Annotated in this window: 24 protein-coding genes and 1 pseudogene; 11 read left to right on the top strand and 14 right to left on the bottom strand. The window is 46.0% G+C overall.

Annotated elements, in window-relative coordinates; genetic code table 11:
• Nucleotides 1-31: 31 nt before the first annotated feature.
• From BST99_RS08455 to murI, 3 genes are all read left to right on the top strand, one after another.
• Nucleotides 32-883, top strand: coding sequence for an OmpH family outer membrane protein (locus tag BST99_RS08455; RefSeq protein ID WP_105001409.1), 852 nt, complete (start codon nt 32-34; stop codon nt 881-883).
• A gap of 48 nt (nt 884-931) precedes the next feature.
• Nucleotides 932-1,441, top strand: coding sequence for an OmpH family outer membrane protein (locus BST99_RS08450; protein WP_105001408.1), 510 nt, complete (start codon nt 932-934; stop codon nt 1,439-1,441).
• A 67-nt stretch (nt 1,442-1,508) separates the two neighbouring features.
• Entirely contained in the window at nt 1,509-2,300 is a 792-nt protein-coding gene (gene murI / locus BST99_RS08445) for a glutamate racemase (RefSeq protein WP_105002476.1), read from the top strand.
• On the opposite strand, the gene BST99_RS08440 is transcribed toward murI, so the two are convergent.
• From BST99_RS08440 to BST99_RS14965, 3 genes are read right to left on the bottom strand one after another with little or no spacing between them, the layout of a single operon-like run.
• On the bottom strand, nt 2,282-2,779 hold the full coding sequence (locus BST99_RS08440) for a dihydrofolate reductase (protein WP_181044188.1): 498 nt from the start codon (nt 2,777-2,779) through the stop codon (nt 2,282-2,284). The genes murI and BST99_RS08440 overlap by 19 nt on opposite strands.
• A complete protein-coding gene (locus BST99_RS14970) occupies nt 2,769-2,906 on the bottom strand; it encodes a hypothetical protein (protein WP_317046143.1) in 138 nt (45 codons plus the stop codon). The genes BST99_RS08440 and BST99_RS14970 overlap by 11 nt, the downstream gene beginning before the upstream one ends.
• 14 nt (nt 2,907-2,920) lie before the next feature.
• Entirely contained in the window at nt 2,921-3,127 is a 207-nt protein-coding gene (locus BST99_RS14965) for a 2TM domain-containing protein (protein ID WP_317046142.1), read from the bottom strand.
• Nucleotides 3,128-3,204: 77 nt separating this feature from the next.
• Between BST99_RS14965 and BST99_RS14350 the strand changes: the two genes are divergently transcribed.
• From BST99_RS14350 to BST99_RS08425, 3 genes are all read left to right on the top strand, one after another.
• Nucleotides 3,205-3,564: a hypothetical protein gene (locus BST99_RS14350; protein WP_181044252.1), complete on the top strand. Its 360-nt coding sequence runs from the start codon at nt 3,205-3,207 to the stop codon at nt 3,562-3,564.
• Complete coding sequence (locus BST99_RS08430; protein WP_105001407.1) at nt 3,453-4,289, top strand: aminotransferase class V-fold PLP-dependent enzyme; 837 nt, start codon at nt 3,453-3,455, stop codon at nt 4,287-4,289. Before BST99_RS14350 ends, BST99_RS08430 begins: the two co-directional genes overlap by 112 nt.
• Nucleotides 4,290-4,460: 171 nt before the next feature.
• Nucleotides 4,461-4,757 (top strand): isoamylase early set domain-containing protein, encoded by a 297-nt coding sequence (locus BST99_RS08425; protein WP_105001406.1) that lies wholly within the window; start codon nt 4,461-4,463, stop codon nt 4,755-4,757.
• A 21-nt stretch (nt 4,758-4,778) separates the two neighbouring features.
• Here BST99_RS08425 and BST99_RS08420 read toward each other — a convergent pair whose 3' ends face one another.
• From BST99_RS08420 to BST99_RS08385, 8 genes and pseudogenes are all read right to left on the bottom strand, one after another.
• The gene (locus BST99_RS08420; protein ID WP_105001405.1) at nt 4,779-5,060 is read right to left on the bottom strand and encodes a DUF427 domain-containing protein; all 282 of its coding nucleotides are present in this window, start codon (nt 5,058-5,060) and stop codon (nt 4,779-4,781) included.
• 66 nt (nt 5,061-5,126) lie between these two features.
• Nucleotides 5,127-6,032: an L-histidine N(alpha)-methyltransferase gene (locus BST99_RS08415; RefSeq protein ID WP_105001404.1), complete on the bottom strand. Its 906-nt coding sequence runs from the start codon at nt 6,030-6,032 to the stop codon at nt 5,127-5,129.
• 12 nt (nt 6,033-6,044) lie between these two features.
• Nucleotides 6,045-7,208 (bottom strand): ergothioneine biosynthesis protein EgtB, encoded by a 1,164-nt coding sequence (egtB, locus tag BST99_RS08410; protein ID WP_105001403.1) that lies wholly within the window; start codon nt 7,206-7,208, stop codon nt 6,045-6,047.
• 61 nt (nt 7,209-7,269) lie between these two features.
• Nucleotides 7,270-8,094: a thymidylate synthase gene (locus BST99_RS08405; protein ID WP_105001402.1), complete on the bottom strand. Its 825-nt coding sequence runs from the start codon at nt 8,092-8,094 to the stop codon at nt 7,270-7,272.
• 480 nt (nt 8,095-8,574) lie between these two features.
• Nucleotides 8,575-9,894, bottom strand: a pseudogene (locus BST99_RS08400) (NupC/NupG family nucleoside CNT transporter); the annotation flags it as partial.
• 54 nt (nt 9,895-9,948) lie between these two features.
• A complete protein-coding gene (locus BST99_RS08395) occupies nt 9,949-10,575 on the bottom strand; it encodes a bifunctional nuclease family protein (RefSeq protein WP_105001400.1) in 627 nt (208 codons plus the stop codon).
• Nucleotides 10,576-10,669: 94 nt separating this feature from the next.
• Complete coding sequence (locus tag BST99_RS08390) at nt 10,670-11,638, bottom strand: electron transfer flavoprotein subunit alpha/FixB family protein (protein WP_105001399.1); 969 nt, start codon at nt 11,636-11,638, stop codon at nt 10,670-10,672.
• A 12-nt stretch (nt 11,639-11,650) separates the two neighbouring features.
• Nucleotides 11,651-12,397, bottom strand: a complete 747-nt coding sequence (locus tag BST99_RS08385) for an electron transfer flavoprotein subunit beta/FixA family protein (protein ID WP_105001398.1) — start codon at nt 12,395-12,397, stop codon at nt 11,651-11,653.
• A gap of 176 nt (nt 12,398-12,573) precedes the next feature.
• Between BST99_RS08385 and BST99_RS08380 the strand changes: the two genes are divergently transcribed.
• The 3 genes from BST99_RS08380 (at nt 12,574) to BST99_RS08370 (ending at nt 18,654) form a co-directional block, all read left to right on the top strand.
• Entirely contained in the window at nt 12,574-13,554 is a 981-nt protein-coding gene (locus BST99_RS08380; protein WP_105001397.1) for a pyruvate dehydrogenase complex E1 component subunit beta, read from the top strand.
• Nucleotides 13,555-13,664: 110 nt separating this feature from the next.
• On the top strand, nt 13,665-16,175 hold the full coding sequence (locus BST99_RS08375) for a DUF5686 and carboxypeptidase-like regulatory domain-containing protein (RefSeq protein ID WP_105001396.1): 2,511 nt from the start codon (nt 13,665-13,667) through the stop codon (nt 16,173-16,175).
• A 79-nt stretch (nt 16,176-16,254) separates the two neighbouring features.
• Nucleotides 16,255-18,654, top strand: a complete 2,400-nt coding sequence (locus BST99_RS08370) for a sodium-translocating pyrophosphatase (protein ID WP_105001395.1) — start codon at nt 16,255-16,257, stop codon at nt 18,652-18,654.
• Nucleotides 18,655-18,717: 63 nt separating this feature from the next.
• Here the strand turns inward: BST99_RS08370 and BST99_RS08365 are convergent, their stop codons facing one another.
• Entirely contained in the window at nt 18,718-19,338 is a 621-nt protein-coding gene (locus tag BST99_RS08365) for a deoxynucleoside kinase (protein WP_105001394.1), read from the bottom strand.
• Nucleotides 19,339-19,495: 157 nt separating this feature from the next.
• Here BST99_RS08365 and BST99_RS08360 point away from each other — a divergent pair, with 157 nt between their 5' ends.
• Both BST99_RS08360 and BST99_RS08355 read left to right on the top strand, forming a co-directional pair.
• Nucleotides 19,496-20,440, top strand: a complete 945-nt coding sequence (locus BST99_RS08360; protein WP_105001393.1) for a GLPGLI family protein — start codon at nt 19,496-19,498, stop codon at nt 20,438-20,440.
• A gap of 5 nt (nt 20,441-20,445) precedes the next feature.
• Nucleotides 20,446-23,136 (top strand): TonB-dependent receptor, encoded by a 2,691-nt coding sequence (locus tag BST99_RS08355; protein WP_105001392.1) that lies wholly within the window; start codon nt 20,446-20,448, stop codon nt 23,134-23,136.
• On the opposite strand, the gene BST99_RS08350 is transcribed toward BST99_RS08355, so the two are convergent.
• Both BST99_RS08350 and BST99_RS08345 read right to left on the bottom strand, forming a co-directional pair.
• The gene (locus tag BST99_RS08350; protein WP_105001391.1) at nt 23,133-23,813 is read right to left on the bottom strand and encodes a response regulator transcription factor; all 681 of its coding nucleotides are present in this window, start codon (nt 23,811-23,813) and stop codon (nt 23,133-23,135) included. The genes BST99_RS08355 and BST99_RS08350 overlap by 4 nt on opposite strands.
• A complete protein-coding gene (locus BST99_RS08345; RefSeq protein WP_105001390.1) occupies nt 23,810-25,240 on the bottom strand; it encodes a sensor histidine kinase in 1,431 nt (476 codons plus the stop codon). Before BST99_RS08345 ends, BST99_RS08350 begins: the two co-directional genes overlap by 4 nt.
• Between the last annotated feature and the right edge of the window lie 3 nt (nt 25,241-25,243).

Here is a 25,243-nt window from a genome sequence, read left to right as displayed (position 1 = left end):
GATATTTTCTTAGATTCAAAATGAAAGAAAGATGAAAAAGCACCTTTCTCTTGTCCTCTTGTTCTTGTGCGTGCTAAACATGGGATACGCCCAGCGTGGCGTTCGCATCGGATACATTGACATGGAGTACATACTCGAAAATGTGGAAGAGTACCGGGAGGCAACTGCCCAGCTCAATGCCAAGGCAGACAAATGGAAAAAAGAAATTGAGGACCGGCTGGCGAAGCTGGAACAAATGAAGGAGGACCTAGAAGCCGAAAAAGTGCTTCTGACCAACGAGCTGATCGCGGAGCGTGAAGAAGAAATTCGCTTCCTGGAAGGCGAAATTATCGATTACCAGCAAGATCGGTTCGGCCCCAGAGGTGACTTGGTTTTGCAAAAGCAATTGCTGATTCAGCCGATACAGGATCAGGTTTTTAACGAAGTACAGAAAATCGGTGCCAACAAAAGGTATGATTTTATTTTCGATAAATCGGCAGATGTCGTAATGTTGTACTCCGAAAAAAGACACGACATTAGTGACTTGGTGCTGAGGGAGATAGGTCGTACAAGAAAGATCAGTGCTTCTAAGAAAAAACAGGAGTTACAGCAACGGCTAAAGGAGTACAAAAAAGGAGAAGAAGCGACCGCAGAAGTAAGCGAGGCGATTAAAGAACGCCAAGCGACAGCGGAAGCCGCCAAGACGGATAAAGAGAAAAAAGCGGAAACCAGAAGAGCGGAACAACTCAAATTACGTGAGGAGCGAAAGAAGGCCTACGAAGAAAGAAGAAAGAAACTCTTAGAAGAGCGCGAAGCCAAAAGAAAGGCCAAGCTCGAAGAGAGAAACAAAAAAGAACAAGGAGAACAACCTAAAGATACCACTAACCAAAAGGGGAGTGGTTAGGATAGAAAAACAAACATTAACACTCAAATTTAAACGTTACTAAACATGATGAATCAGTTGAAAATGGCCGTGATTGGCTTGGTATGTTGCTTTGCCACCACACAGTTTGTACAGGCACAGGCCAAGGTTGCGCACATTAACGTGCAACAGCTCCTTTCTGAGATGCCAGAAATGATCGCTGCCAATGCCGAATTAAAGAAGTTGCAGGAGACGTATCGTGCAGACATTGAGAGTTCATACACCGAGCTTCGCAATAAGTTTCAACAGTACCAAAATGAGGCTGCTGGTAAAACAGCGGAAGAAAACAAGAAGCGTGCTGATGAATTGCAAGGCTACGAGAGAAGTATCCAAAAAGCAGAACAGCAAGCCGTTCAAGAAATGCAAAAGAAACAAGCCGAGTTGTTCGCGCCTATTTCTGAGAAAGCCAAAGCTGCTATTGATAAGGTGGCCGCTGCTCAGGGGTACGAGTACGTCTACGACGCCAGTCCTGGCTTGGGCTTATTGGTCGCAAACGGGAAGAACCTTTTGCCGGATGTAAAGAAGGAATTGGGATTTTAAATTGACATCCCTCAATAGATAAAACCATCTGAAGATGTATCTTCAGGTGGTTTTTTTTGAAGTCTATATGAACACAAACCAGTCTATTGGTTTTTTTGATTCCGGAGTAGGAGGACTCAGCGTCTGGAGAGAGGTGAACCACCTTTTACCCACGGAATCGACGGTTTATGTCGCTGATAGTGGTTTTGCGCCTTATGGACAGCGCACTGCGGAGGTCATACGTGAACGATCTCACCGGATGACGCGTTACCTACTGGAACAAGGCAGTAAATTGATCGTCGTGGCTTGTAATACAGCCACAACCAATGCTATTGCCGAATTGAGGAAGAGCTATTCGGTGCCTTTTATCGGGATCGAACCGGCCATTAAGCCTGCCGCCCTGAAAACCCAGACGGGAAATGTCGGTGTCTTGGCCACACAAGGCACCTTGACCAGTAGTCTTTTTCATCAAACTCGGGACTTGCATACCCAGGGTATACAAGTGATCGAAAGGGTAGGAACGGGCCTAGTGGAAGCGATTGAGACAGGGGATCTTCAGGCAACAGCCCTTCAGGACCTCTTGGAGGGGCATCTTGAAGCCTTGCTCAAACAGGATATCGATGTCTTGGTTCTCGGGTGTACCCATTATCCGTTTTTGGAACCCTTACTCCGGAAACGTTTACCTTCTTCTGTTCAGATTCTTGATTCTGGGGAAGCGGTTGCCAGACAAACGGCGGCAGTACTGCAGCAACATGCCCTTCAAAAGGACGGGAACACTCCTGCCATGCACCAGTTTTTTAGTACCGGAAAGGCCGATCTTATGCAAGAATTTCTTCGAGGTATGAACCGCCAGGAGGTACCTCAGGCTTTGCGGCTATAAGTCAAAAAGGTAAAGGCATGGGCATGCCGGTCATCGCTGGGGTGCATCTCGGCTTCTTCCAATACCCACTCTTCATCAGAAAAATCCGGAAAAAAGGCATCTCCTTGTACTTCAGTATGTACACGGGTAAGTTCGATATGGGTTGCAAAAGGCAGTCCTAGCGCATAAATTTCACCTCCTCCAATAATGTACAGGTCTTCTTGTCCGTCACCCAGCGCCAATGCTTCTTCCATGGAACCCACTACCTGGCACTCAAAGGGCGCTTGGTAATTCTTATTGCGAGTGATAACAATGTGTTCCCGGTTGGGCAAGGCAGAAGGAAAAGTCTCCAGGGTCTTCCGCCCCATGATAATCTTGTGACCAGAAGTAAGGCGCTTAAAACGTTTGAAGTCATTGGGTAAATGCCAGGGAAGGCGTTCCTGAAATCCCAGGGCATTGTTTTCTGCCGCAGCGGCAATGAGGATTATTTTACTGCTCAATCGATTCTTTTTTATTGACTTTATTCAGCGGAAAGTCAGTCTGGATCTCCTTCTGGAGCTCTGCAATCTTTTCTTTTTGTTTAGCGACCAGTATTTCGCGTTGGCGACGCTCCCAGTCTTTACCCATAAACTTGTGAGCAATCAAGACATTATAGCGTGCAGCGCCAGCAGGAATCCCCAGAGCAACATCACCCAGGCATACCAGTCATAAGCGGCTCCGTACTTCAGGATTTTATTGATCAAAATCAGAAATACGCTTCCGAGCGCAAAAATAACGATATGCTGGTAAAGCCATTTTCTCTGAGAAACCCTATTTTGGGCATACTCGAGCATCTCGTGCTCTTCCAAATTGACCTTGGGAGCCGTATTTTTTTAAAAAAGGAGAGTTGCTTCATAGTTCTAATTTACAAAATAGGCCAAAAGTCATGCCGCAATTTACAGATCGTTCCGAGTTTCCTGGTCTTGAGGGAGGCGTATATGCCAACACTCCGGCCTGTGGTCTAATCAGTAAAACCCTTGTGGAATGGAGGAGGGAGCAGGATCAGGTATTTTTGAAAGGGGGAGCGCAAGTTTTTATGAAGCAGCAGGCGATTCTTTCTGAAACCAGAAAAAGCTTGCGTCGTTATTTGGGTGTGCAAAATGAAAGGGCTCTGGCGCTGGTTCCCAATTTCAGTTGGGGGTTCAATGCTTCTTGGAAGGACTCCCTAAGGAGCAAACGGTTTTGTGTCTGGAGGGGGAATACCCTTCTTTATTGTGGCCGTTTCAAGAGCGTGGTTATAAGATAAGAACCGTGGCTAAGAGTCTTTTGGTTGAAGAGGAAATCACCGAGATTTTAAAAAAAGAAAGAATTGATATTCTGGCCATCAGTTTGGTTCAGTGGTTGGACGGTTTTCAAATCAATATGCAGTGGCTAAAGCAGATCAAAAGGCTGCATCCCGGATTGCTGATTATAGCCGACGGAACACAGTATTGTGGAATTGAGGCTTTTGATTTCGATACTTCCGGCATTGATGTGTTAGGTGCTAGTGGCTATAAGTGGCTACTGGGCGGTTACGGCAATGGTTTTTTCTGCTTTAATGACAGAACCCTGACCAATACCAAACTATCGCAATTGGGATTTGGATCCGTGCGAGGCGACGCCGATAAACGTGCTGGGATTGGTCTTGCGGAATGTCTGGAACCCGGACATCAGGATGCTCTTGCGCTGGGTTCCTTGGGACGGTCTGTAGAACAGCTTATGGATTGGGGGTTAGAGACTATTGTTGAGCAAAACCAAAAACTACACCAGGCGGTTCTGACCCATATCGGGGCTAAAGGCTTGCTGGACGAGCTAGACTTCAACCGCTCGCAACACGGAATGATCTACAGTATTGCCTATTCTGAAGAGCGATGGAGACGCCTAAATGAGGGTGCAAAAGTGCATTGTGCGCTCCGCTCTGGAAGAATTCGACTGGGCTTTCATTTCTATAACGTTGTAGAAGAAGTTGAGCAAATAGCCTCCTTGTTATAGAAGTCCCAAAATTGATCTGGCATAGGCGGGAGATTACAAATTTGATCCCCTACAATTTATTGATAACTGTCTGATATTACAGCATTTTTACCAAATTGATAAATCGAACGCAAGCTGTTGTGGGAAAATACTTTTCTTAATTCTTTTGCGTTAATAAAAAAAATATTTCAGATGGCTATCAAAAAACAATATCTAAAATCCAAGCCGGTCTGCAAGGTCACATTTACTGTACCTGCAAAAGAGGCTGCACAAGTTGCCGTTGTTGGAGATTTCAACAATTGGAGTCCTAAAGGCAGTGTTTTGAAAAAATTGAAAAACGGAACCTTTAAGGGTACGTTTGAACTCCCAATGGAAAACAGCTACGAATTCCGCTACTTGATCGACGACCAGTACACTAACGATGCGGAGGCTGATCGTTACCAGTGGAACGATTATGCTGGAGTTGAAAACGCAGTACTCGATATCTAGTCAATCCAGTTCTATAAAACTTTATTCAACCACGTCGACACCTTTCCAAAAGGCGACGTGGTTTTTTATTGCCTTCGCTAATTTACTTGGCTCTGGGTAATACCAGGCGGCATCTGCATTGGTTTGACCGTCTACCTCAAGGGTGTAGTAGGAAGCATGACCTTTCCAAGGGCAATGGGTCTGGGTGGAGGAGGGCTTAAAGTAGTCCTTGTTCAAGCTGTCTTCTGGGAAGTAGTGGTTGTTCTCAATGATAAGGGTTTGATCACTTTCGGCTAGTACCGTATTGTTCCAAATGGCTTTCATTTTAATTCACTTTAATTAAATAATTACTATACCATTGTCTGGAATCTGAAAAGAAACATACAGGTTTCAGGTCGCTTGTTCACAAAGCCATTCAATGGTCTTTTGGTCATACTTCTGAGAGATTTCGGTGTGAATCGTTTCCCAGGCATCCAACTCAACCTGCAGGTCCAGGGCCTCAATTTCTATCTTCTGAGGGGACTCTGTGACTAAGAAACTACGCGCTGTGCCGGTTTCGGGATCATAGCTTTCCCAATGCCGAAAGGCATCGATCTCAAAATTTCCACCCAGTTCTGCATTGATCCGATGCAATAGGTTTTTGTTAAAAGCTGCGGTGATTCCCTCCTTGTCGTCATAGGCCTCCAAAATGGTCTGCGGGTCCTTCTTTTGATCAAAACCAATAAATAGCATGTCTTTCGGGCCCAGACAGTCTTTTAATTCACGGAGGAATTCTACGGCTTGAGGGTGCAGTAAGTTCCCAATATTGGAGCCGAGAAAAAGAACAACCTTGGCTCGATCACTTTGGTGTTTGATTTCACGAAGGGTGTTGAAGTAAGTGCCTTGGATTGGGTCCATATGTACTTCTGGTATTTCTGCTATCACGGCTTTTTGTAGAACCTGCAGTACATGAGCCGAGATGTCAATCGGACGGTAAGTAAAAGGCAGTCCCTGTTCAACGAATTCGCGCAGCAGGATTTTGGTTTTCTTTCCGTCTCCTGCACCGAGTTCGTAGAGTTCAAAGGCCTCTCCTAACGATTTGAAATGCTCAGCGATGGCTGTTTTGTGCTCTTCCAAAATACCCAGTTCGGTATCGGTGAGGTAGTAGGAAGGCATGGCCATGATTTTTTGAAAAAGCTTGTCTCCTTTTTCGTCATAAATGTAACGGGAGTACAAGCGTTTAGGGTAACGGGTTAGTCCCTCGTAAACGTCCTTTTCGAATTCACTCTCAAAAGAGCGGTTAGGTTTGGATTGCATAAAATGAGTTGCTTATTGGGCTAGGCGCAGGCCCGTAAATTGCCAGCGCAGATGAGGATGAAAAAAGTTTCGGTAGCTTGGTCGGCTGTGTTTGGAGGGAGTTGCAATGGAAGCTCCTCGAAGCACTTGCTGGCTTACCATGAATTTGCCATTGTATTCGCCAAGGGCTCCAGGAGCTTTAATAAAGCCGGGATAGGGTGTGTAAGCACTTCCGGTCCATTCCCAACGTTCTCCCCAACCCAGGTGCTGTTGAGCTGCTTCCCATTCGAATTCAGTAGGAAGTCGAAAGCCTCTGAATTCAGCATAGGCGAAAGCCTCAAAATAGGAGATGTGGGTAACCGGGGCATTCAAATCGATGTCGGTAAGGCCACTTAGTTGATAGTGCATCCACTCGCCTTGTACTTGATGCCAATAAAGAGGAGCCTGGATCTTGTTTCGTTGGACCCAGTCCCAACCTTCGGCATGCCAGTATTCAAAATTGGAGTAGCCGCCTGCTTTGATGAATTCCAGAAATTCTATGTTGGTTACCAGGCGATTCGCAATCATATATTCCCCGAGGTAGACCTCGTGCCGGCCCAGTTCATTGTCGTAGCAGAAATCATTTCCTTGGTGGCCGATGGAGTACATGCCAGAATCCATGGGGATCCATTCCAGAGGGCCTTTATTCTGATCAGAGGACTCCTTGAAGTTTGTCTTGTAAGGGGGGAGGAGTGGGTTGTTACCCAAAATGTATTTGATATCTGAAAGCAACAGTTCTTGGTGTTGTTTCTCGTGATGGATACCGATTTGTAAAAGCTCTTGTACCGGCGCATTCGGATGCGATTTTAGGAACTTTACCAGCGCCTTAGTCACATAACGCCTGTAGGCATAGACCTCCTTGACCGAAGGTCTTGAAAGATTGCCTCGATCGGCCCGTATCACACGTTTACCGACCGCTTCGTAATAGCTGTTGAAGACAAAGGCGAAATCCTCGTTGTACACGGTGTAACCGGTGGCATGGGGCTTAAGGATGAATTCCTCGAAAAACCAAGTGGTGTGACCCAAGTGCCATTTAGGTGGGCTGACGTCTACGAGGGGTTGCACCACATAGTCCTCTGTTTCTAAAGGTGCACAGAGGGCTTCACTGTGCTCCCGGGTTTCGATAAACAGATCGAGAAGGGTATCGGTCAGAACCATGCGAGTCGTTTCCCTTAAAAATACGGAAAAAGAGCAGGTCCTTAAAGTCCTTTTGTCGAGTTTAAATCGCTACGGGGGCTTTGATCAGTGGGTGGGGATCATAATTGACCAGCTCAATATCCTGGTAATTAAAATCAAAAATGGATTTGATGGCTGGATTCAGATGCAATTGGGGAAGAGGTTTCTCTTCACGTTGAAGTTGCAGCTCCACTTGCTCTCTGTGGTTCTGGTAAATGTGTACGTCTCCGAAAGTGTGCACATAATCCCCCACTTCTAAACCGCATACTTGGGCCATCATCTGGGTGAGCAGGGCATAGGAGGCGATATTAAAAGGAACCCCTAAGAAGACGTCGGCACTGCGCTGATACAACTGGCAGGAAAGCTTTCCGTCCGCCACGTAAAACTGGAAAAAGGCGTGGCAGGGTGGCAGGGCTGCCTTGCCTTGTGAAACGTTTGCTGCAAAACTCTGGGAGGTATCCGGCAGAACACTGGGATTCCATGCCGATACAATAATGCGCCGGCTATCCGGGTTGTTTTTGATCAGTTCAATCGCCTGGGTAATTTGATCGATTCCTTCGCTATTCCAGTTGCGCCATTGATGACCGTACACAGGACCTAAATCACCATTTTCATCGGCCCATTCATTCCAGATTCGCACGCCGTTTTCTTGCAGGTAACCAATGTTGGTTTCTCCTTTCAAGAACCACAACAGTTCGTAAACCACGGATTTAAAGTGGATTTTCTTTGTCGTGACCAAGGGGAAACCTTTTTGCAGGTCGAAACGCATTTGGTAACCAAAAACACTTTGGGTACCCGTCCCGGTGCGGTCGGTTTTCTGGTTTCCGCTTTTTAAGATGTGTTTCAATAAGTCGTGGTATTCCTGCATGTTTTCCTCTCTTTTAAGCAACTTCTAAGATAGCAGAAGAGCCCGGAGGAGATACTGTTTTTTTGTAGGGGTTTTCAAGGATTTATTAACCGCTTTGTTTCTTCTTTAGCTGCACTTCTGCATCGTCATCTAAGGATTCCAATTCAGTGAGGTTATTGTAGTTCACGGTAAGCCGAAGATAGCCATCTACCGGCAGGCTTAGGAACTCACCGCCAACGACATCCCCGGGTTTCTTTTGAGTTCAGAAATAGACCAATTGGTGATGGCGTTGCCAAAATGATCCATTTTACAATGGAATTATGGGCCCTGATTTCGCTATCGGTACTGGTTGGTATAAAGTTGGTTGCTATTTGAGGGAGTATTTCATTTCTGTACTCATGGCCCTAGAGTTTTGGTTTGATGAATCTATGGAAGATAGTAAAACCTTCGGGGGAGAAGATTAAGCCAATGTAAAAGAGGTGCGAAAACTGGTGTGAGGGCTTATCCGAGAATCATGCCGGCAAAGGTGGCCGACAAGAGGGAAGCCAGTGTACCTCCCAAAACAGCCTTCAGACCGAATTCGGAGAGGAGCTTGCGTTGGTTGGGCGCGAGGGAACCAATTCCTCCGATTTGAATTCCAATGGAAGCGAAATTGGCAAAACCACAAAGCATATAAGTAGCCATCAAAATGGATTTCTGATAGGCCAAGTGAGGCGTTTGTGCAGCATCTTTTAAAGGAACAAGTTCTGTGTAGGCGATAAATTCAGAAGCAACCAGTTTAAGCCCTAATAGTTGCCCCATAAGCCCTAGGTCTTCTTGCGCCACTCCAATGAGCCACATCAAGGGCATAAAAACAAAGCCTAAGATGGCTTCCAGAGACAGGCCATCAAAGGAGCTGTTGGCTGCAATGGCTTCATCGATGCCTCCGAATCCACCAATAAAACCCAGGATTCCATTGATCATTGCGATAAAGGCGATAAAGACCAGGAGCATTCCTCCAACATTAATGGCAAGTTTGAGTCCGTCAGATGTTCCTTTTGAAATGGCGTCGAGCACATTGCTTCCGATTTCCTGTTTACTCATCTGCAAGGTAGAGTCTACTTTTTCGGATTGGGGTTCTAGGATTTTGGCGATAAGAATGGCGCCAGGTGCTGCCATGACGGAGGCCGCTATCAGGTGGCGTGCGAATTCCAAGCGCATAGCCTTATCCGTTCCTCCCAAAAAATCAATGTAAGAAGCCAGTACCCCACCGGCTACAGTCGCCATTCCTCCAACCATGACCAAAAAGATTTCGGAACGGGTCATTTTGGCTAAATAGCCTTTGATCAGAAGAGGGGCTTCTGTTTGGCCCAAAAAGATATTTCCGGCGACAGAAAGGCTCTCAGCCCCGGATATTTTTAAACTCTTGGTCAGGAACCAGGCCAAGCCTTTAACTATTTTTTGAATGACCCCAAAGTAGTAGAGAACAGAGGTCAGGGCAGAGAAGAAGACGATAGTCGGCAGGATTTGAAAGGCAAAAACATACCCAATATGAGGGTCTTCCTGATTCATCAAGCCACCAAAAACAAAGAGGCTTCCTTCTCGGGTATACTCCAAAACATTGTTGAAGAATTGCCCCATCAGGTTAAAGAACCATTGAACCGCAGGAACCTTCAAAATCCCTAGGGCCAACAAAAACTGAAGCACCAGAGCGATGGCCGTGGTTTTCCAATTGATGGCTTTTTTATTGGAGCTGAAGACAAAGGCAATGGCTAGGACCACAAAGAGACCCAAGAGTCCTCTCAATAGGCTCTCCATTGAAAAATCCTGATTAGGTACTATGGTCAAAAAAGTGCTTGCAAATGCGTTCACGGATGGCCTGCGATCAAATGGTGTTTATTGTCTTTTGGAAATCTCGTCCCGAAGCTGGGCGGCCTTCTCGTAATCTTCGTTGGCAACGGCCTTCTCAAGCTCTCGCCTCAACTCGTCTAAACTCAATTCTTTGTAAGGTTGTGCATTCCCTGCATCCATTTCAACCGTTTCGCCTTCCTGCAAAATTTCGTCGACAAGGATGCTTTCATCCCCACCTTCGTCCTTCTCTTTGGAAGAGAATTTCAAGAAAATCCCCGCCTTGTCTAAGATGGCCTTGTAAGTGAAAATAGGAGCATCAAAACGAAGAGCCAAAGCAATGGCATCGCTGGTTCGAGCATCGATGATTTCTTCCACCTTATCCCGCTCACAAATAATACTGGAATAAAAGACCCCATCAACCAATTTGTGAATAATCACCTGTTTGATGACGATTTCAAAGCGATCCGAAAAATTCTTGAATAAATCGTGTGTTAAAGGTCTAGGAGGTTTAATGTCTTTCTCCAGGGCAATCGCAATGGACTGAGCCTCGAACGCTCCAATGACAATGGGAAGCTTCCGCTCTCCATTTACTTCGTTCAAAATCAAGGCGTAAGCACCGTTTTGGGTCTGACTGTATGAAATACCCTTGATTTTAAGTCGTACTAAACTCATATGATCGCTTCCTAAGTGAGGGCCTTGAAGGCCGGAGATCACAGTCTTTAGTGCCTGATTTCTCCTGCTTTTAAGGAAGACAAATTAACAAAAATTAAGCGTTTTGCGCTTTAAATTCTTTCAATTTTTCGATCAACTGAGGAACAACTTCGAAGGCGTCTCCAACCACTCCATAATCTGCTGCCTTAAAGAAGGGAGCTTCCGGGTCGGTGTTGATGACCACTTTAACCTTGGAAGCGCTCACTCCCGCCAGGTGCTGAATGGCACCTGAAATTCCAATCGCAAAGTACAAATTCGTCGCAACCGGTTTACCGGTTTGTCCTACGTGCTCTCCGTGCGGTCTCCAACCCAGGTCAGAAACAGGCTTGGAACAAGCAGTAGCGGCACCAAGAATATCGGCCATTTCTTCAATCATGCCCCAATTCTCAGGTCCTTTAAGACCACGTCCGGCAGAGACAACGATATCAGCGTCAGCGATGGTCGCTTTCCCGACGACTTTATCTACCTCTACAGACTTGGTTTTGAAGTCTCCGTCTCCAAGGTTAACATTAAAATCAGTCACTTCACAAGCCGTCTCTTTTTCCTGAAGGCCAAAAGAATTGGAAGCCACTCCGATCACTTTGACATCAGCAGACATTTCTGTGATGGCAAATCCTTTGTTGGAAAAGGCTGTTCTTTTCACTTGAAAAGGGGACGTGCTCAAGGGCTGCTCCACGACATTCGGTACATAGCTCGCGTTGGCCTGGGCGGCGAACAGGGGAGCCATATACTTGGAATCTGCACTGGATCCGATGAGGGCAACAGTAGCGCCTTCGCTTTGAAGAGCCTGGGTTAAGGCAGAGGCATAGGCCTGTGCGTTAAAGGAGCTCAATTCGGATTGAGTGACGTTTAATACTTTATTTACCCCGTATTTACCCAGTTCACTGGCGTTTTCGGCGCCAATGGTCATTGCGACTACTTGGGCTCCCAGGGTGTTGGCCAGAGCTCCTGCATAGGATGCCAGCTCCAGCGCATTCTTTTTCAATTTTCCGTTTTCAGTTTCTGCGTATACTAGAATGGACATATCTGCTCGGGCTTAAATTACTTTTGCTTCGTTGTGTAGTAGATCGATCAATTGATCCAAGTTGTTGGCATCAACCAATTTTACAGCGCCTTTAGGAGCTGGTTTTTCGAATTTTTGATCTTGTGTTCGCTGCGGGGCTTCTACCGGTTCAACCAGGTGGAGGGCTTTTTTGCGTGCCATCATGATTCCGCGCATATTGGGGATGCGAAGATCACTTTCTTCAACCAATCCTTTTTGTCCTCCAATAACAAGAGGTAGTGAAGTGGAAAGGGTTTCTTTTCCTCCGTCGATTTCGCGTTCCGCAGTGGCATTATTTCCGTCAATTTCAAGACTGATACAGGTGTTCACGAAGTTCATTCCTAGTAGATGTGCCAGCATCCCAGGAACCATTCCTCCGTTGTAATCAATCGATTCTCTTCCGGCGATGACAAGACTGTACTCTCCTTTTTGCACAACTTCGGCCAATTGGCGAGCGACAAAGAATCCGTCAGAAGGATGTGCATTCACGCGAATCGCTTCATCAGCACCAATAGCCAAGGCCTTGCGAAGCGTTGGTTCAGCATCTGCTTCGCCCACGCTAACCACGTGTACAGTGGCTCCTTGCTTTTCTTTAAACCACATGGCTCGGGTCAATCCGAACTCATCATTTGGGTTAATCACGTATTGCACACCGTTCTTATCGAACTGAGTATCACCGTCCGTAAAATTTATCTTGGAAGTTGTATCCGGCACATTGCTAATGCACACAAGAATTTTCATAGGGTAAAAGGATTGATTAAAGCTCCACAAAGATAAAGCTATTCTTCTGAATTTATTATGCATGCATAGTATTTTTTTCACAAAAAAATGATAATTGTGCTCCTTCGGTTTGCTGCATATTGTTGTATTTTAGCGCTTGTTTTTAGCAGAAGCATTCAAAATTTGATCAGAGATTAATGAGAACAATTCAGTTTAGGGAGGCCATCGCAGAGGCTATGTCTGAAGAAATGCGAAGAGATGAGACCATTTACCTCATGGGAGAGGAAGTGGCAGAATACAATGGAGCCTACAAAGCTTCTAAAGGAATGCTGGATGAATTTGGGCCAGACCGTGTGTTGGATACGCCTATTTCGGAGCTCGGTTTTGCCGGTATCGGAGTAGGGTCTGCCATGTTGGGGAACCGTCCGATCATCGAGTTCATGACCTTCAACTTTTCTTTGGTAGGGATTGACCAGATCATCAACAACGCTGCAAAAATGCGCCAGATGTCCGGTGGACAATTCAACATTCCAATGGTTTTTCGAGGGCCAACCGCTTCAGCAGGTCAGCTTGCGGCAACGCACTCTCAGGCTTTTGAAAGCTGGTACGCCAACTGCCCTGGTTTAAAAGTGATTGTTCCTTCCAATCCTTATGACGCAAAAGGTTTACTCAAGGCGGCTATTCGCGATGACGATCCGGTTATTTTTATGGAGTCTGAGCAGATGTATGGTGATAAAGGAGAGGTGCCCGATGGAGAGTACCTGCTTCCCATCGGCATTGCCGATATCAAACGTGCTGGAGATGACGTGACCATCGTTTCTTTCGGGAAAATTATCAAAGAGGCTTACAAAGCAGCTGATGAATTGGCTAAAGAAGGCATTAGCTGTGAGGTTATCGATTTGAGAACCGTACGTCCAATGGATCACAAAACCATTTTGGATTCGGTCAAGAAAACGAACCGCTTGGTCATTCTTGAAGAAGCCTGGCCTTTTGGTAACGTGGCGACTGAGATCACCTACCAAGTGCAGAACCAAGCCTTTGATTATCTGGATGCTCCGATTGTAAAAATCAATACAGCAGATACTCCCGCGCCTTATTCCCCTGTTCTTTTGGCTGAATGGTTGCCGAATGCACAGGATGTAATCAAGGCCGTTAAAAAAGTGTTGTACAAAGATTAGTGCCTTATAAGTAAGGTATATTGGCCCTGCTCTACTACAGAGCAGGGCTTTTTTTTAAAAGAAGGGTACGGTTTTTGCGAAAGGCCTATGCGTTGAATAATGCAACACCTATGAGAGGGTCATTGAAGAGAGTATTTTTGTTGGGGCTGCTATGCTGTTCCTTTTTTTCTGCGTGGACGCAAACCAAGGTCAGCGGTAAGGTGTTGGACACTCAAGGTGAACCGATCGCCTTCGCAAATGTGCTATTTACCAATACAACCGAAGGAACCATCACCGATGAAAATGGGCGTTTTTACCTCGAGAGTGAGGAGCGTTACTTCCGTTTGAGTGTTTCTTTTCTAGGCTATTCCCTCCAAGAAATTGAATTGGTGAAGGCGGTTACCTACGAAATGGAAATTCGCTTGGAGGAATCGACCCAGGCCCTGAAGGAGGTGATTGTCTACACCGGGAAGCAATCCAAAAAGAACAATCCGGCCATTGATTTACTCCGGAAAATTTGGAAGAACAAGAAGGTCAACGGGTTGCGCAAATACCCCTACTACCAATACGACAAATACGAGAAGATCCAGTTCGATTTAAATTCCATCGACAGCAGCATGGCCAACAGCCGAATGTTCAGGGGAATGGAATTTATTTTTGATGACCTCGATACCTCCCGAATAACGGGGAAGACCTACCTGCCTTTCTTTTTGAATGAGGTTTCCGAAAGAGTTTACGGTAACAACCCTCTAGGTAAAGAACGGGTTGATGTCCGCGGAAATAAGAATTCCGGATTCGAAGGCAACCAGGCGATAACGGCCTTTGTGGAAGATCTCTATTCGGATTACAATATCTACGACAACTACCTCAAGTTTTTTGATAAGAGTTTTACCAGCCCGCTCTCGCGCACCGGAGTGGATGTGTATAACTACGTGCTGAACGACAGCGCCTTTATCGACAACAAATGGTGTTACAATATTGTCTATTACCCACGCCGGAAAAATGAACTCACCTTCAAAGGGGATTTTTGGGTGAACGATTCGACCTATGCGATCAAGAAAATCAATTTGGCAGTAACCAAAAGCGCCAATATCAACTGGGTCAAAGAAATCTATATCGCTCAGGAATTTGAGGTTCTGAACGACTCCGTTTTTCTGCTCAAGCGGGATTATATGTTAAGTGATTTCAGTTTCTCTAAAAAAGAGGATGCTCGTGGGATTTACGGAAAACGGACTACGGTTTACGATAATTATCAATTCAACCAGAAGAAGCCTGACGAGTTCTACAAGAAACAAAGCGATCCTTATGATCCCCGACTGTTTAACCGGGACAGCACCTTTTGGGCCAATGCCCGACTGGAGCAGCTCAATAAGGACGAAGTGGGCATATTTACCCTATTGGATACGCTCAACACGGTGCCCAAGTTCAAAACCTATTACAACCTAGTCAGTATTTTGGGATCGGGTTATATAGAGGTTGATAAATGGAACCTGGATATCGGGGATGTCTACAGTACTTTCGGTAACAACCAGGCGGAAGGTATACGCTTGCGGGTGGGGGGACGAACCTATTTTGGGCAAAACGACACCTGGCGCCTAGAGGGATATACCGCTTACGGTTTTAAGGACGATAAATTCAAACATGGCTTCTCGGCCAAGGTGCTCTTGGACCGAAAACAACGGCTCATCTTATCGGCGGGGAACCGGCGAGATATTGAGCAATTGGGCTTGAGTCTGACCAGCACCCAGGACGTACTGGGTCGCAGTATTGCTTCATCCGCCATTGTCACCGTAGGGAACAACAACCGATTGACCAACATCAACTTAAGTACCTTCAACCTCGAGTGGCAACCGGTAAAGAACTTTAGGGTCCGAGTTGGAAGTACATTCCGGAGTTTGAGTTCGGCCTTGCCAGACGAATTCAGTTTGGACTATGTCGATCCGGAAGCGCCGGGAGGGGTTTCTTCTTCCTTACAACAAATGGATCTGAACACCACCTTAATCTATACCCCGGGAAGAAGGACTATTGGCTATGGGGTGGAACCCATTACAATAGATGATCCTTTCCCCACCTTTCTGGTGAACTACTCCAAAGGAGTTTCTGGATTTTTGGGTAGTGACTTTAATTACGAACGGGTACAGTTGTCTATTACCCAGCCTTGGCAGATCGGCGGTTTCGGCCGATTGACTTCTACCCTGGAATTAGGTAAAACTTATGGGGAAGTGCCTTTGGGACTGCTCAGTGTCATCCCAGGGAACCAAACCGTTTTCTCTCTGTACAAGACCTTTCCCAATCTGGATTTCTACGAATTTGTCACCGACACCTATGCGACCCTGCATTTGGAACACAACTTCAATGGACGGCTTTTTTCACGGCTTCCTTTTTTGAGGAAACTTAATCTACGGGAGATCGTCGGCTTCCGGGCGGCCTGGGGTGAACTCTCTCAAGGCAATATCGCCTTGAGTGCTCCGACCAATATTCCCTTGCAAGCGCCCTCTGACCGACCGTATTGGGAGTATTCTTTCGGTGTGGGGAACATCTTCAAAATATTCCGCTTGGATTTCAATTTTAGAGGGAATTACCTCGACAATCCAGATGCCCGTCGATTTGGGGTGACCGGAAGCTTTGGATTTAGTTTCTAAAAAATCAAGGTTGTGTGCATATTTTACTACTTTTGCAGGCATTAAAAAAAACCTAATTTTTTTACTAGACTAAATCCTTATGGAAGCACTCGTACCTTATTTGTGGGCCTTCGGTTTATTAGGCCTCATCTATGTGTTTATTAAGAATTCATGGGTATCCAAACAATCAGAAGGTGATGCAAAAATGGCAGGTATTGCCAAGAACATCGCTGATGGAGCCATGTCTTTTCTCAAGGCAGAATACAAGATTCTTGCCATTTTTGTTGCCGCCGTGGCCATTTTACTTTTCTTCAAAGGAGAAAATGAAGAAGGATCCAATGGTGTTGTAGCCGTCTCGTTTATCGTTGGAGCCATTTGTTCTGCATTGGCTGGATTCATCGGAATGAAGGTCGCAACCAAAGCCAATGTCCGTACCACGCAAGCAGCTCGAACTTCCCTAGGGAAAGCCCTTGAAGTAGCCTTCGCCGGGGGAGCCGTTATGGGTCTCGGTGTTGTTGGTCTTGGGGTATTAGGTCTTAGTGGTCTTTTCGCTATTTACGGCACAATGGGCTGGGGTATTGGTGAAGTACTAAACGTACTTTCCGGATTCTCTCTTGGAGCTTCTTCTATTGCACTTTTCGCCCGGGTGGGTGGTGGTATCTACACCAAAGCTGCTGACGTTGGAGCTGACCTTGTTGGTAAAGTAGAAGCCGGTATTCCTGAGGATCACCCGCTAAACCCTGCGACCATTGCAGACAACGTTGGGGACAACGTTGGGGACGTTGCCGGTATGGGAGCTGACCTTTTTGAATCTTATGTTGGATCCATCATCGGTACCATGGTTTTGGGAGCCAGCTTTGCTGTTCTTCCTGAGTTCCAAGGAAGCTTTGACGGACTTGGGGCCGTTTACTTGCCTATGGCTCTTGCTGCTGTTGGAATCGTGATGTCTATCATCGGTACATTCTTTGTTCGTGTAAAGGACGGAGGAAACCCACAAACCGCTTTGAATGTTGGAGAATTTGGGTCTGCATTATTGATGTTGATCGCTTCTTTCTTCTTGATTACCAATATGCTTCCAGAAAGCTGGACGGAAGCTGGAACAGAGTACACCGCTATGGGTGTTTTCTGGGCGACTATCGCTGGTCTTGTAGCCGGTCTTTTGGTTGGTAAGGTTACAGAATACTACACAGGAACAGGAACAAAACCTGTAAACGATATTGTTAAGCAATCCAATACAGGTGCTGCAACCAACATTATTGCAGGACTTGGAGTAGGGATGATGTCTACGGCTATCCCGATCATCTTGATCGCTGCTGCGATTTTGGTTTCTCACTACTTCGCTGGACTCTACGGTATCGCTATTGCTGCGGTAGGTATGCTAGCGAACACCGGTATCCAGTTGGCTGTTGATGCTTATGGACCTATTTCTGATAACGCTGGTGGTATCGCGGAGATGGCTGAATTGCCAAGCGAGGTTCGCGAGCGTACTGATAAATTGGATGCAGTAGGGAACACCACTGCAGCGATTGGTAAAGGTTTCGCCATTGCTTCTGCTGCGCTGACTGCATTGGCTTTGTTTGCGGCCTTTATGAAGACGGCCAAAATCCAAAGTATCGACGTTTCTCAGCCAGACATTATGGCTGGACTTCTTGTCGGAGGTATGTTGCCATTTGTATTCTCTGCCCTTTCGATGAACGCGGTAGGTCGTGCGGCCATGGCGATGATCGAGGAAGTACGTCGTCAGTTCCGTGATATTCCTGCACTTAAAGATGCCTTGGAAATCATGAGAAAATACGATTCTGATATCACCAAAGCCACTCCAGAGGATCGCAAGATTTTTGATGCGGCTGATGGTGTTGCTGAATACGATAAATGTGTTGAGATTTCAACCAAGGCTTCGATCAAAGAAATGGTATTGCCAGGTCTTTTGGCTATTGTTGTTCCTGTACTCGTAGGATTCATCGGTGGAGCGGAAATGCTCGGAGGTCTTTTGGCCGGAGTAACCACTGCTGGTGTATTGATGGCGATCTTCCAATCAAATGCTGGTGGAGCTTGGGATAACGCGAAGAAGACGATCGAGAGTGAAGGCCGCAAAGGTTCTGACGCTCACAAGGCAGCTGTAGTTGGAGATACCGTAGGAGATCCATTCAAGGATACTTCAGGACCTTCTTTGAACATCCTTTTGAAATTGATGTCTGTTGTTGCGCTTGTTATCGCTCCAAGTTTGGTTTCTTTGGATGATGATTCTGCTGTTTCTATCACCCGTCCTGACGGAACTGAAATTGCGATCACTACGGAAGGAATGAAAGAGGTTCGCGAGATCCAAAAGCAAATCAGTGTAGAAATGTCTAACACGGTTGACGGCAAGTTCCAGGCGGTTGTTGAGACCAGCTACAGTCAAGGAGGAGAGCCTGTAGAAGAAAAGGTAACCTTTAAAGGCGACACCCGTGAAGAGGTGGAGCAACACGTAGAAGACTACAAAAATGGAAAAGGCATCTAAGCCCAATCCGAACGAAAAAAACCGCGCCATTGGCGCGGTTTTTTTGTGTCTTTTTTTGAGGGATTAGACTTCGAAAAGACCGTGTACCTCGGCATCAATTCGGGTAATCACAGAGCCCAAGTCTTCCGGGTTATTGACAAAGTCCAGGTTGTCTACATCAAAGACCAGGAGCTTGCCTTGGGTATAGGTATCGATCCAGGCCTCGTAGCGCTCGTTAAGGCGGCTGAGGTAATCGATGGAGATGGTGTTTTCGTAATCCCGCCCACGGTTGTGGATCTGCTTCACCAAATTGGGAATAGAACTGCGTAGGTAGATCAATAAATCCGGTGGCTGTACCAGACTCTCCATCAGCTCAAAAAGATTCTTGTAATTCTCAAAATCCCGGTTGGTCATCAACCCCATGGCATGGAGGTTGGGAGCAAAGATGTGCGCATCCTCGTAAATGGTTCGGTCCTGGATGACGTTCTTGCCACTCTCGCGGATTTTGAGTACTTGTTCGTAACGGGAACCCAAAAAGTAGATTTGAAGGTTGAAACTCCACCTTTCCATTTGGGTGTAAAAATCATCCAAATACGGGTTGTCCACTACGTCTTCGAAATGCGCTTCCCACTTGAAGTGCTTGGCGAGCAAAGTAGTTAGGGTGGTCTTTCCAGCTCCGATGTTTCCAGCTACGGCAATGTGCATAAGTTCTAATTTAGGGTGCGATCACCGATGGGGTGACCATAAGAGGGTCCAAGATACGAGTTCTCTTTAGGACGGAAAAGCAGGATTTTACCATTTTTTTAAGTCCCCCTTAAACCAAAAGCAAATACATTAGTCACATTCCAGTAATAAACATCATATGACATCAATTTTACACCTTTTTCGTGCCAAGGGATTAGTGACCGTTTTCACCTTGGTTTTTCTTACTTATTTTTCGGTGAATGCTCAGGACTTCCAAGGGAAGGCTGTTTACATGAGTAAGACCAAAATCGAAATGGATCTGGACGGTCGGAATATTCCGGCTGCTCAAAAAGAAATGATCATGAAACGCATGAAGGAATTTTCAGAGAAAACCTTCGATTTGGATTTTGATCGCACAGGAAGTGTCTACCAAGAGCAGGCCAAATTAGAAACTCCGGGTGCTGCAGCTGGTGGTGGATTCAGAATGGCTTTTGCCGGTAGTTATGGCATCTACTACAAGAATGTACAGGAAAAGGCTTTTAAGAATCAGACCGAATTATTCGGCAAGATCTTTTTGGTCTCGGACAGTCTGAATCAATGGGAGTGGAAAATGGGGACTGAAACCAAGAAGATTGGGAACTACACCTGCTACAAGGCTACGGCCATCCGTAAGCGCGATACCACTATGATGCAGCGCTTCCGTCGAATGGCTCGCCGAGGGCAGAGAGGACGTCGTGGACAAGAAGGAGAAACGGCAAAGGACAGCATTCAAAAAGACAGTACAGAGAACAATTCTTTGCTCAGTCGAATCGAAAAGGAGCCTACAGAAGATGTTATTACCGCTTGGTTTACTCCGGAGATCCCGGTAAGTCAAGGCCCGGGTCCTTATTGGGGACTTCCCGGCCTCATCCTGGAAGTAAGCGATGGTCGTACCGCACTTCTCTGTACGAAGATTACCTTGAACCCCGAAGAGAAGAAGCCCATTGCGGCACCTAAGAAGGGCAAGGTGGTCAGCCAAGAGGAGTACAACAAAATCATGGCTGATAAGATGGAAGAGATGTCTGAGCGCTTCCGAGGAGGAAACCGCAGAGGAGGAGGAAACACCATCAGAATTCGCGGATAGGCCTTATGAAAAATAAGCTCACTCTATGGGCAAGCCTCATCGTATTGCTGGCTTGTACGGGACTTTCTGCTCAATCCATAACCCTTACCGGAAAGGTAAGTGATAGTTTACAGAACCCTCTCGATGTGGCCAACGTGGTTGCGGTCAATCAAAAAGATCAAGCCCTTGAAGCCTTCGGGATTACGAACCCACAAGGGGAATATAAAATCAATCTCAAAGCGAACAATTCTTATAAAATCAAATTCAGTTACCTGGGTTTTGCGCCCAAGGAGTTCACCATCACGACCAATACGGAAGACATCATTTTGAATGTGACCATGCTGGAAGCAACACAGAACTTGGATGAGGTGGAGGTGACCTACGAGATTCCCATTACCATTAAGGGAGATACCCTTGTTTACAATACGGATTCCTTTGTTTCAGGAACCGAGAAAAAACTGGCGGACGTTCTCGAGAAACTTCCAGGGGTAGAAGTCAATGACGACGGAGAAATCGAAGTGGAGGGTAAACGCGTATCTAAGGTCATGGTTGAAGGAGAAGACTTCTTTGACGGAGATTCCAAATTGGCATCCAAAAACATCCCGGCCAACGCCTTGGACAAGGTAGAGGTCTTACGTAATTATTCCGAGGTCTCTCAGCTCAAAGGAGTCACCAATAACCAGGATAACATCGCTTTGAATATCAAATTGAAGGAAGGAAAGAAGAAGTTCTGGTTCGGAGAAATTACAGCAGGTGGGGGAGCAGATGAACGTTACGTGGTCCATCCCAAACTGTTTTACTACAGCCCTAAGTACAGTGTAAGCGTACTCACCGATTTGAATAATGTGGGCGAGTTGCCTTTTACTTCAAGGGATTACTGGAACTTTACCGGAGGTTTTAGAGGGGGAACTCAGCAAAATACAGGGACCAGTTTTACTACCTCAGGGGGTGGTTTAGGGCTTTCCTTGTTGCAAAACAATCGGGCCAAAGAAATCAACACCAAGTTTGGCGCGGTTAATTTCAGTTACAAGCCCAGCAACAGCTGGCGCTTAAGTGGGTTTGGAATTTACTCCTACAGCAATACACTCCTAGAAACGGTTGCAACCCGTCAATTCATCAGTAGTGGGCAAATGGAACAAACCACGACCTCAGCTGACCAGCGATCCAAATTAGGGCTGATCAAACTCAATTCGAGTTTTAATCCTTCATCCAATTTTCAGTGGGAGTACGATGCTCTTCTTCGTTTGAGTAATGAAAATGAAGACACCAATACCCTTTCGGTGGCAGATGTGACTGATGAGATTCAGGAAGTTCAGGATCAACAGCCTTATACGCTGACACAGAATTCCAATATGTACTACACCCTGAACCTCAAGCATATTTTTGCGCTTGAAATTGAGTCTCAAACTGGCGAGGAGGATCCTTTTTACGAGGCGATTCGAGACCAGCAGCCTTTTGCAGGGACCATTCCTTTTGATGCAGGGCAAAGTAACTTCGATATCAACCAGGCCCAACGGGTTAAGACCAATCGCATCGATGCCAAGCTAGATTACTTTTGGGTGACTGGTGCTAAAAGCAATCTGAACTTCACCTTAGGAACAACCCAGAGTTCGCAGGATTTTGATTCCCGAATATTTCAAATCCTCGATGGAGGAGGGGAGTTGGAATTTGAGGAGGCAGAATTGGGCAACGATGTCCGCTTTGACTTTTCGGATTTATTCGCCGGATTGCATCTAAAACTGATCGCTGGCAAGTTTACGATCAATCCGGGATTCTTCGTCCACCAATATAGAGCGACGAACCGCCAATTGGGTACATCGGTGACCGATGAATTGACCAATGTGGTACCAGATCTCTTTATCAATTGGCAGTGGAAGCAATCCGAGAGTTTGCGCCTTAATTACCGTGTAACCCGAAATTTTTCGGACATCAACAGTTTTGCTCAGGGCCTTATTTTCAATAATTACAACGCCCTGTATTCGGGGAACCGAGACCTGGAGAGTGCCCTCTACCACAATGTGTCCTTGAATTTCTTCAGTTTCAATATGTTCAACTTGCAGAACATTTTTGCCAATGCCAGCTACAGCCGACGTATTGATGCTTTCAAAAGCAGCACAGCCATCAGAGGTATCAACCAGGTGAATACGACGATCAATTCGAACCTAGAGGACGAAACCCTGAGTGGGACCGGGAGCTTTCAACGTACATTTGGGAAGATAAAGGTATCTACACGGGCCACGGTTTTCTGGTCCAACACCTTCAACATCATTAATGATCAGGCCCAGAACTCACGCTCGCTGACCCAGGACTATACGGCTTCTTTGGGCAGTAGTTTCCGCAAGGCACCAAACCTAGAGATCGGATACCGCTACAACATCAACAATTACGAGAACGGGGCCATTGAAAGTACTTTTTACACGGATCGTCCTTTTGTAAAATTTGATGCCTCTTTCTTGAATGGGTTTATCTTTTTGGCCGATTACGATTACTTCAATTACCGGGATAAAGCGGGCACCATCGAAAATGAGTACGGATTTTTAAATGCCAGTCTTTCGTATCAAAAGCCCGATAGTCATTGGGAATTTAGTTTGAATGGGACGAACCTGACGAATAATACCGATTTGAACCAGGACAGCTTTAACGACCTGTTTTTCCGTACTTCTCAGTATTTAGTGCAACCGCGCTATATTTACTTCAAGATCAAATACGATCTCTAACAAAGCAATTTATAGCCCAGACCTCGCACGTTCAGGATTTGAACGTCGGGGTCGGCTTTGAGCTTTTTTCTTAACTTACTGATAAAGACGTCCATACTTCGGGCCGAAAAAAAGTCATCATCCCCCCAGAGTTTTTTAAGGATAAAGGAACGGTCGAGGACCTCGTTCTTATTTTGAACCAAATAGAACAAAAGCTCGGCTTCTCGATGAGTGAGTGCGATTTGTTGTTCCGGCATACTGAGTTCTTGCTTAATGTGATTGAAGGTCCAACGTCCAATCGTGTGGCTTTCGGTTTTCACTTCTGTTTGCAAACGACCCAGTAGGGCTTCGGTCCGTACCTTGAGCTCTTCCATGCTGAAAGGCTTTTTGAGGTAGTCATTTGCTCCGGCCTTAAAACCTGCCACAACGTCTTTCGATTGGCTTTTAGCGGTAAGAAAAATAATGGGCACCTGTGCATTGTCCATGCGCACCTTTTTGGCTACTTCCAGTCCGTCCAATCGAGGCATCATAATATCGAGAATAAGCAAGTCCGGCTTCTGGCTCAGGTAGAGTTCGAGAGCTTCCTGTCCGTTCTTGGCCCACTCCACCTCAAAGCCCTGCGTTGATAGATACTCAGCAACCAGGCCTCCGAGGGTTTCTTCGTCTTCGGCCAAAAGAAGTCTAGTAGAGGTGCTCATGGAAGAAGAATTTCGAATTGGGTGGTCTGCTCATCTCCACTGTAACGGAGCTGACCTTGGTGTTTTTCGATGATGGTCTTGGCGTAGTAGAGTCCTATTCCGTGGCCCTTGACATCGTGGCGGTTACCTGAAGGAATCCTGTAGAATTTTTCGAAGATTCGCTCTTGCTCTTCTTTGGGTATTCCATGACCTTGATCCGTGATGGTAATGCAAAGGGATTTTCCTTTTGCACTAAAAGCGACTTGTACAGGAGGCTTACCGTATTTAAAAGCGTTTTCAATGATATTGGACAAGGCATTTTCGAAATGAAAACGGTCAAGAGAATAGGATGAAAGCCCCTCCTCAAATTGAAGGACTAAACTGCCTTGAGGTTTGCGTTCTTTTAATCTTTCCAGCCAGTCTTTAGTGTAGTCTACAACATTCACTTCTTCTTTGGCCAGCTGTACTTCTTCCGCATGAAGGGAAGCGGTTTCCAGTAATTTTTCTACCATCTGATTGAGTTTGTCCAACTGACCTTGAGCGATTCCTGTGTAGCGTTGAAGCAGACTATCTTCTTTGGCGGCCTCCGTCTGATTGAGTGCCTGCAGGGCCGCAGAAGCGGTGGCAATGGGTGTTTTGAATTCGTGGGTGAGGTTACCGATAAAGTCGTCCTTGATTTCTGAGATTTTTTTCTGGCGAGCGATGGTGCGCAACAAGTATAATAGGCAGAAGAGGACGGTGGCCGAGAGGATGACAGATAAAACAATGCCTAAGAGCCCTTTTTTAAAGAGACTGTTTGGGGGTAAATTTACGCCGAGTTCAATATGGTCATTTTCCGGAAGAAATTTACTTCGAGATATCAGGACTTCTTCAACTTCGATAGGCTGAGATTGAATAATTAGACTGTCTTTTTTATAATAGCTCAGCTGGTAGGAATAGTCAAATTTCCCATCCGTTTGCAGTTTTTCTACTTCTTGTTCTAAGACAAAAAGGGGAATGGAATCAGAATGTACTGTCCAACTCATGCGGTTAGTGAACTGCTTGAGGTCCGGACGGGTTTCTAAAATGGTTTTACCTCTAACAAGGGTAAATCCTTCTAAATCCACGATGGCCTCTTTTAGTCCCAAATCATACTCGCCCATTTTGTGATTTTGCTTGTCTCCGAAATACCTGCTCATGGAGTCCATTTGAACCAACTCGTACATGGCGAGTTGATTCTCTTTTTGTTCTTCTTCGGACCGGGTGTCGATAAGGGTGTAAGAGAAGGCCGCACTGGTTCGCTGGTAATAGTTCATTACAGCTTGATCAAGATCTTTTTGTATGTCTTGTAGCACACGAACGCGATTTTCTTCAAAATGAATAGCATTCCAATAGTATTGGGTCCCCAAGGTTAAAACCATTGTCAGGGCTATTGCCAGGACGATCCAGTGTTGTTTGACTTTCTTCACGCC

The sequence above is a fragment of the Aureicoccus marinus genome, assembly GCF_002954325.1.
GTDB lineage: Bacteria > Bacteroidota > Bacteroidia > Flavobacteriales > Flavobacteriaceae > Aureicoccus > Aureicoccus marinus.
Note: the sequence above shows the minus strand (reverse complement) of the source record. Positions and strands in the feature narration are given on the sequence as shown.

Bases quoted from the DNA above. Each gene is read 5' to 3' on its own strand.
- BST99_RS08395 (WP_105001400.1), bottom strand. From the start codon at position 10,575: ATGAGTTTAGTACGACTTAAAATCAAGGGTATTTCATACAGTCAGACC.
- BST99_RS08450 (WP_105001408.1), top strand. From the start codon at position 932: ATGAATCAGTTGAAAATGGCCGTGATTGGCTTGGTATGTTGCTTTGCC.
- BST99_RS08390 (WP_105001399.1), bottom strand. From the start codon at position 11,638: ATGTCCATTCTAGTATACGCAGAAACTGAAAACGGAAAATTGAAAAAG.
- BST99_RS08425 (WP_105001406.1), top strand. From the start codon at position 4,461: ATGGCTATCAAAAAACAATATCTAAAATCCAAGCCGGTCTGCAAGGTC.
- BST99_RS08385 (WP_105001398.1), bottom strand. From the start codon at position 12,397: ATGAAAATTCTTGTGTGCATTAGCAATGTGCCGGATACAACTTCCAAG.
- BST99_RS08355 (WP_105001392.1), top strand. From the start codon at position 20,446: ATGAAAAATAAGCTCACTCTATGGGCAAGCCTCATCGTATTGCTGGCT.
- murI (WP_105002476.1), top strand. From the start codon at position 1,509: ATGAACACAAACCAGTCTATTGGTTTTTTTGATTCCGGAGTAGGAGGA.
- BST99_RS08350 (WP_105001391.1), bottom strand. From the start codon at position 23,813: ATGAGCACCTCTACTAGACTTCTTTTGGCCGAAGACGAAGAAACCCTC.
- egtB (WP_105001403.1), bottom strand. From the start codon at position 7,208: ATGGTTCTGACCGATACCCTTCTCGATCTGTTTATCGAAACCCGGGAG.
- BST99_RS08380 (WP_105001397.1), top strand. From the start codon at position 12,574: ATGAGAACAATTCAGTTTAGGGAGGCCATCGCAGAGGCTATGTCTGAA.
- BST99_RS14350 (WP_181044252.1), top strand. From the start codon at position 3,205: ATGCCGCAATTTACAGATCGTTCCGAGTTTCCTGGTCTTGAGGGAGGC.
- BST99_RS08455 (WP_105001409.1), top strand. From the start codon at position 32: ATGAAAAAGCACCTTTCTCTTGTCCTCTTGTTCTTGTGCGTGCTAAAC.
- BST99_RS08405 (WP_105001402.1), bottom strand. From the start codon at position 8,094: ATGCAGGAATACCACGACTTATTGAAACACATCTTAAAAAGCGGAAAC.
- BST99_RS08365 (WP_105001394.1), bottom strand. From the start codon at position 19,338: ATGCACATTGCCGTAGCTGGAAACATCGGAGCTGGAAAGACCACCCTA.
- BST99_RS08370 (WP_105001395.1), top strand. From the start codon at position 16,255: ATGGAAGCACTCGTACCTTATTTGTGGGCCTTCGGTTTATTAGGCCTC.
- BST99_RS08415 (WP_105001404.1), bottom strand. From the start codon at position 6,032: ATGCAATCCAAACCTAACCGCTCTTTTGAGAGTGAATTCGAAAAGGAC.
- BST99_RS08360 (WP_105001393.1), top strand. From the start codon at position 19,496: ATGACATCAATTTTACACCTTTTTCGTGCCAAGGGATTAGTGACCGTT.
- BST99_RS08375 (WP_105001396.1), top strand. From the start codon at position 13,665: ATGAGAGGGTCATTGAAGAGAGTATTTTTGTTGGGGCTGCTATGCTGT.
- BST99_RS08420 (WP_105001405.1), bottom strand. From the start codon at position 5,060: ATGAAAGCCATTTGGAACAATACGGTACTAGCCGAAAGTGATCAAACC.
- BST99_RS14970 (WP_317046143.1), bottom strand. From the start codon at position 2,906: ATGGGTAAAGACTGGGAGCGTCGCCAACGCGAAATACTGGTCGCTAAA.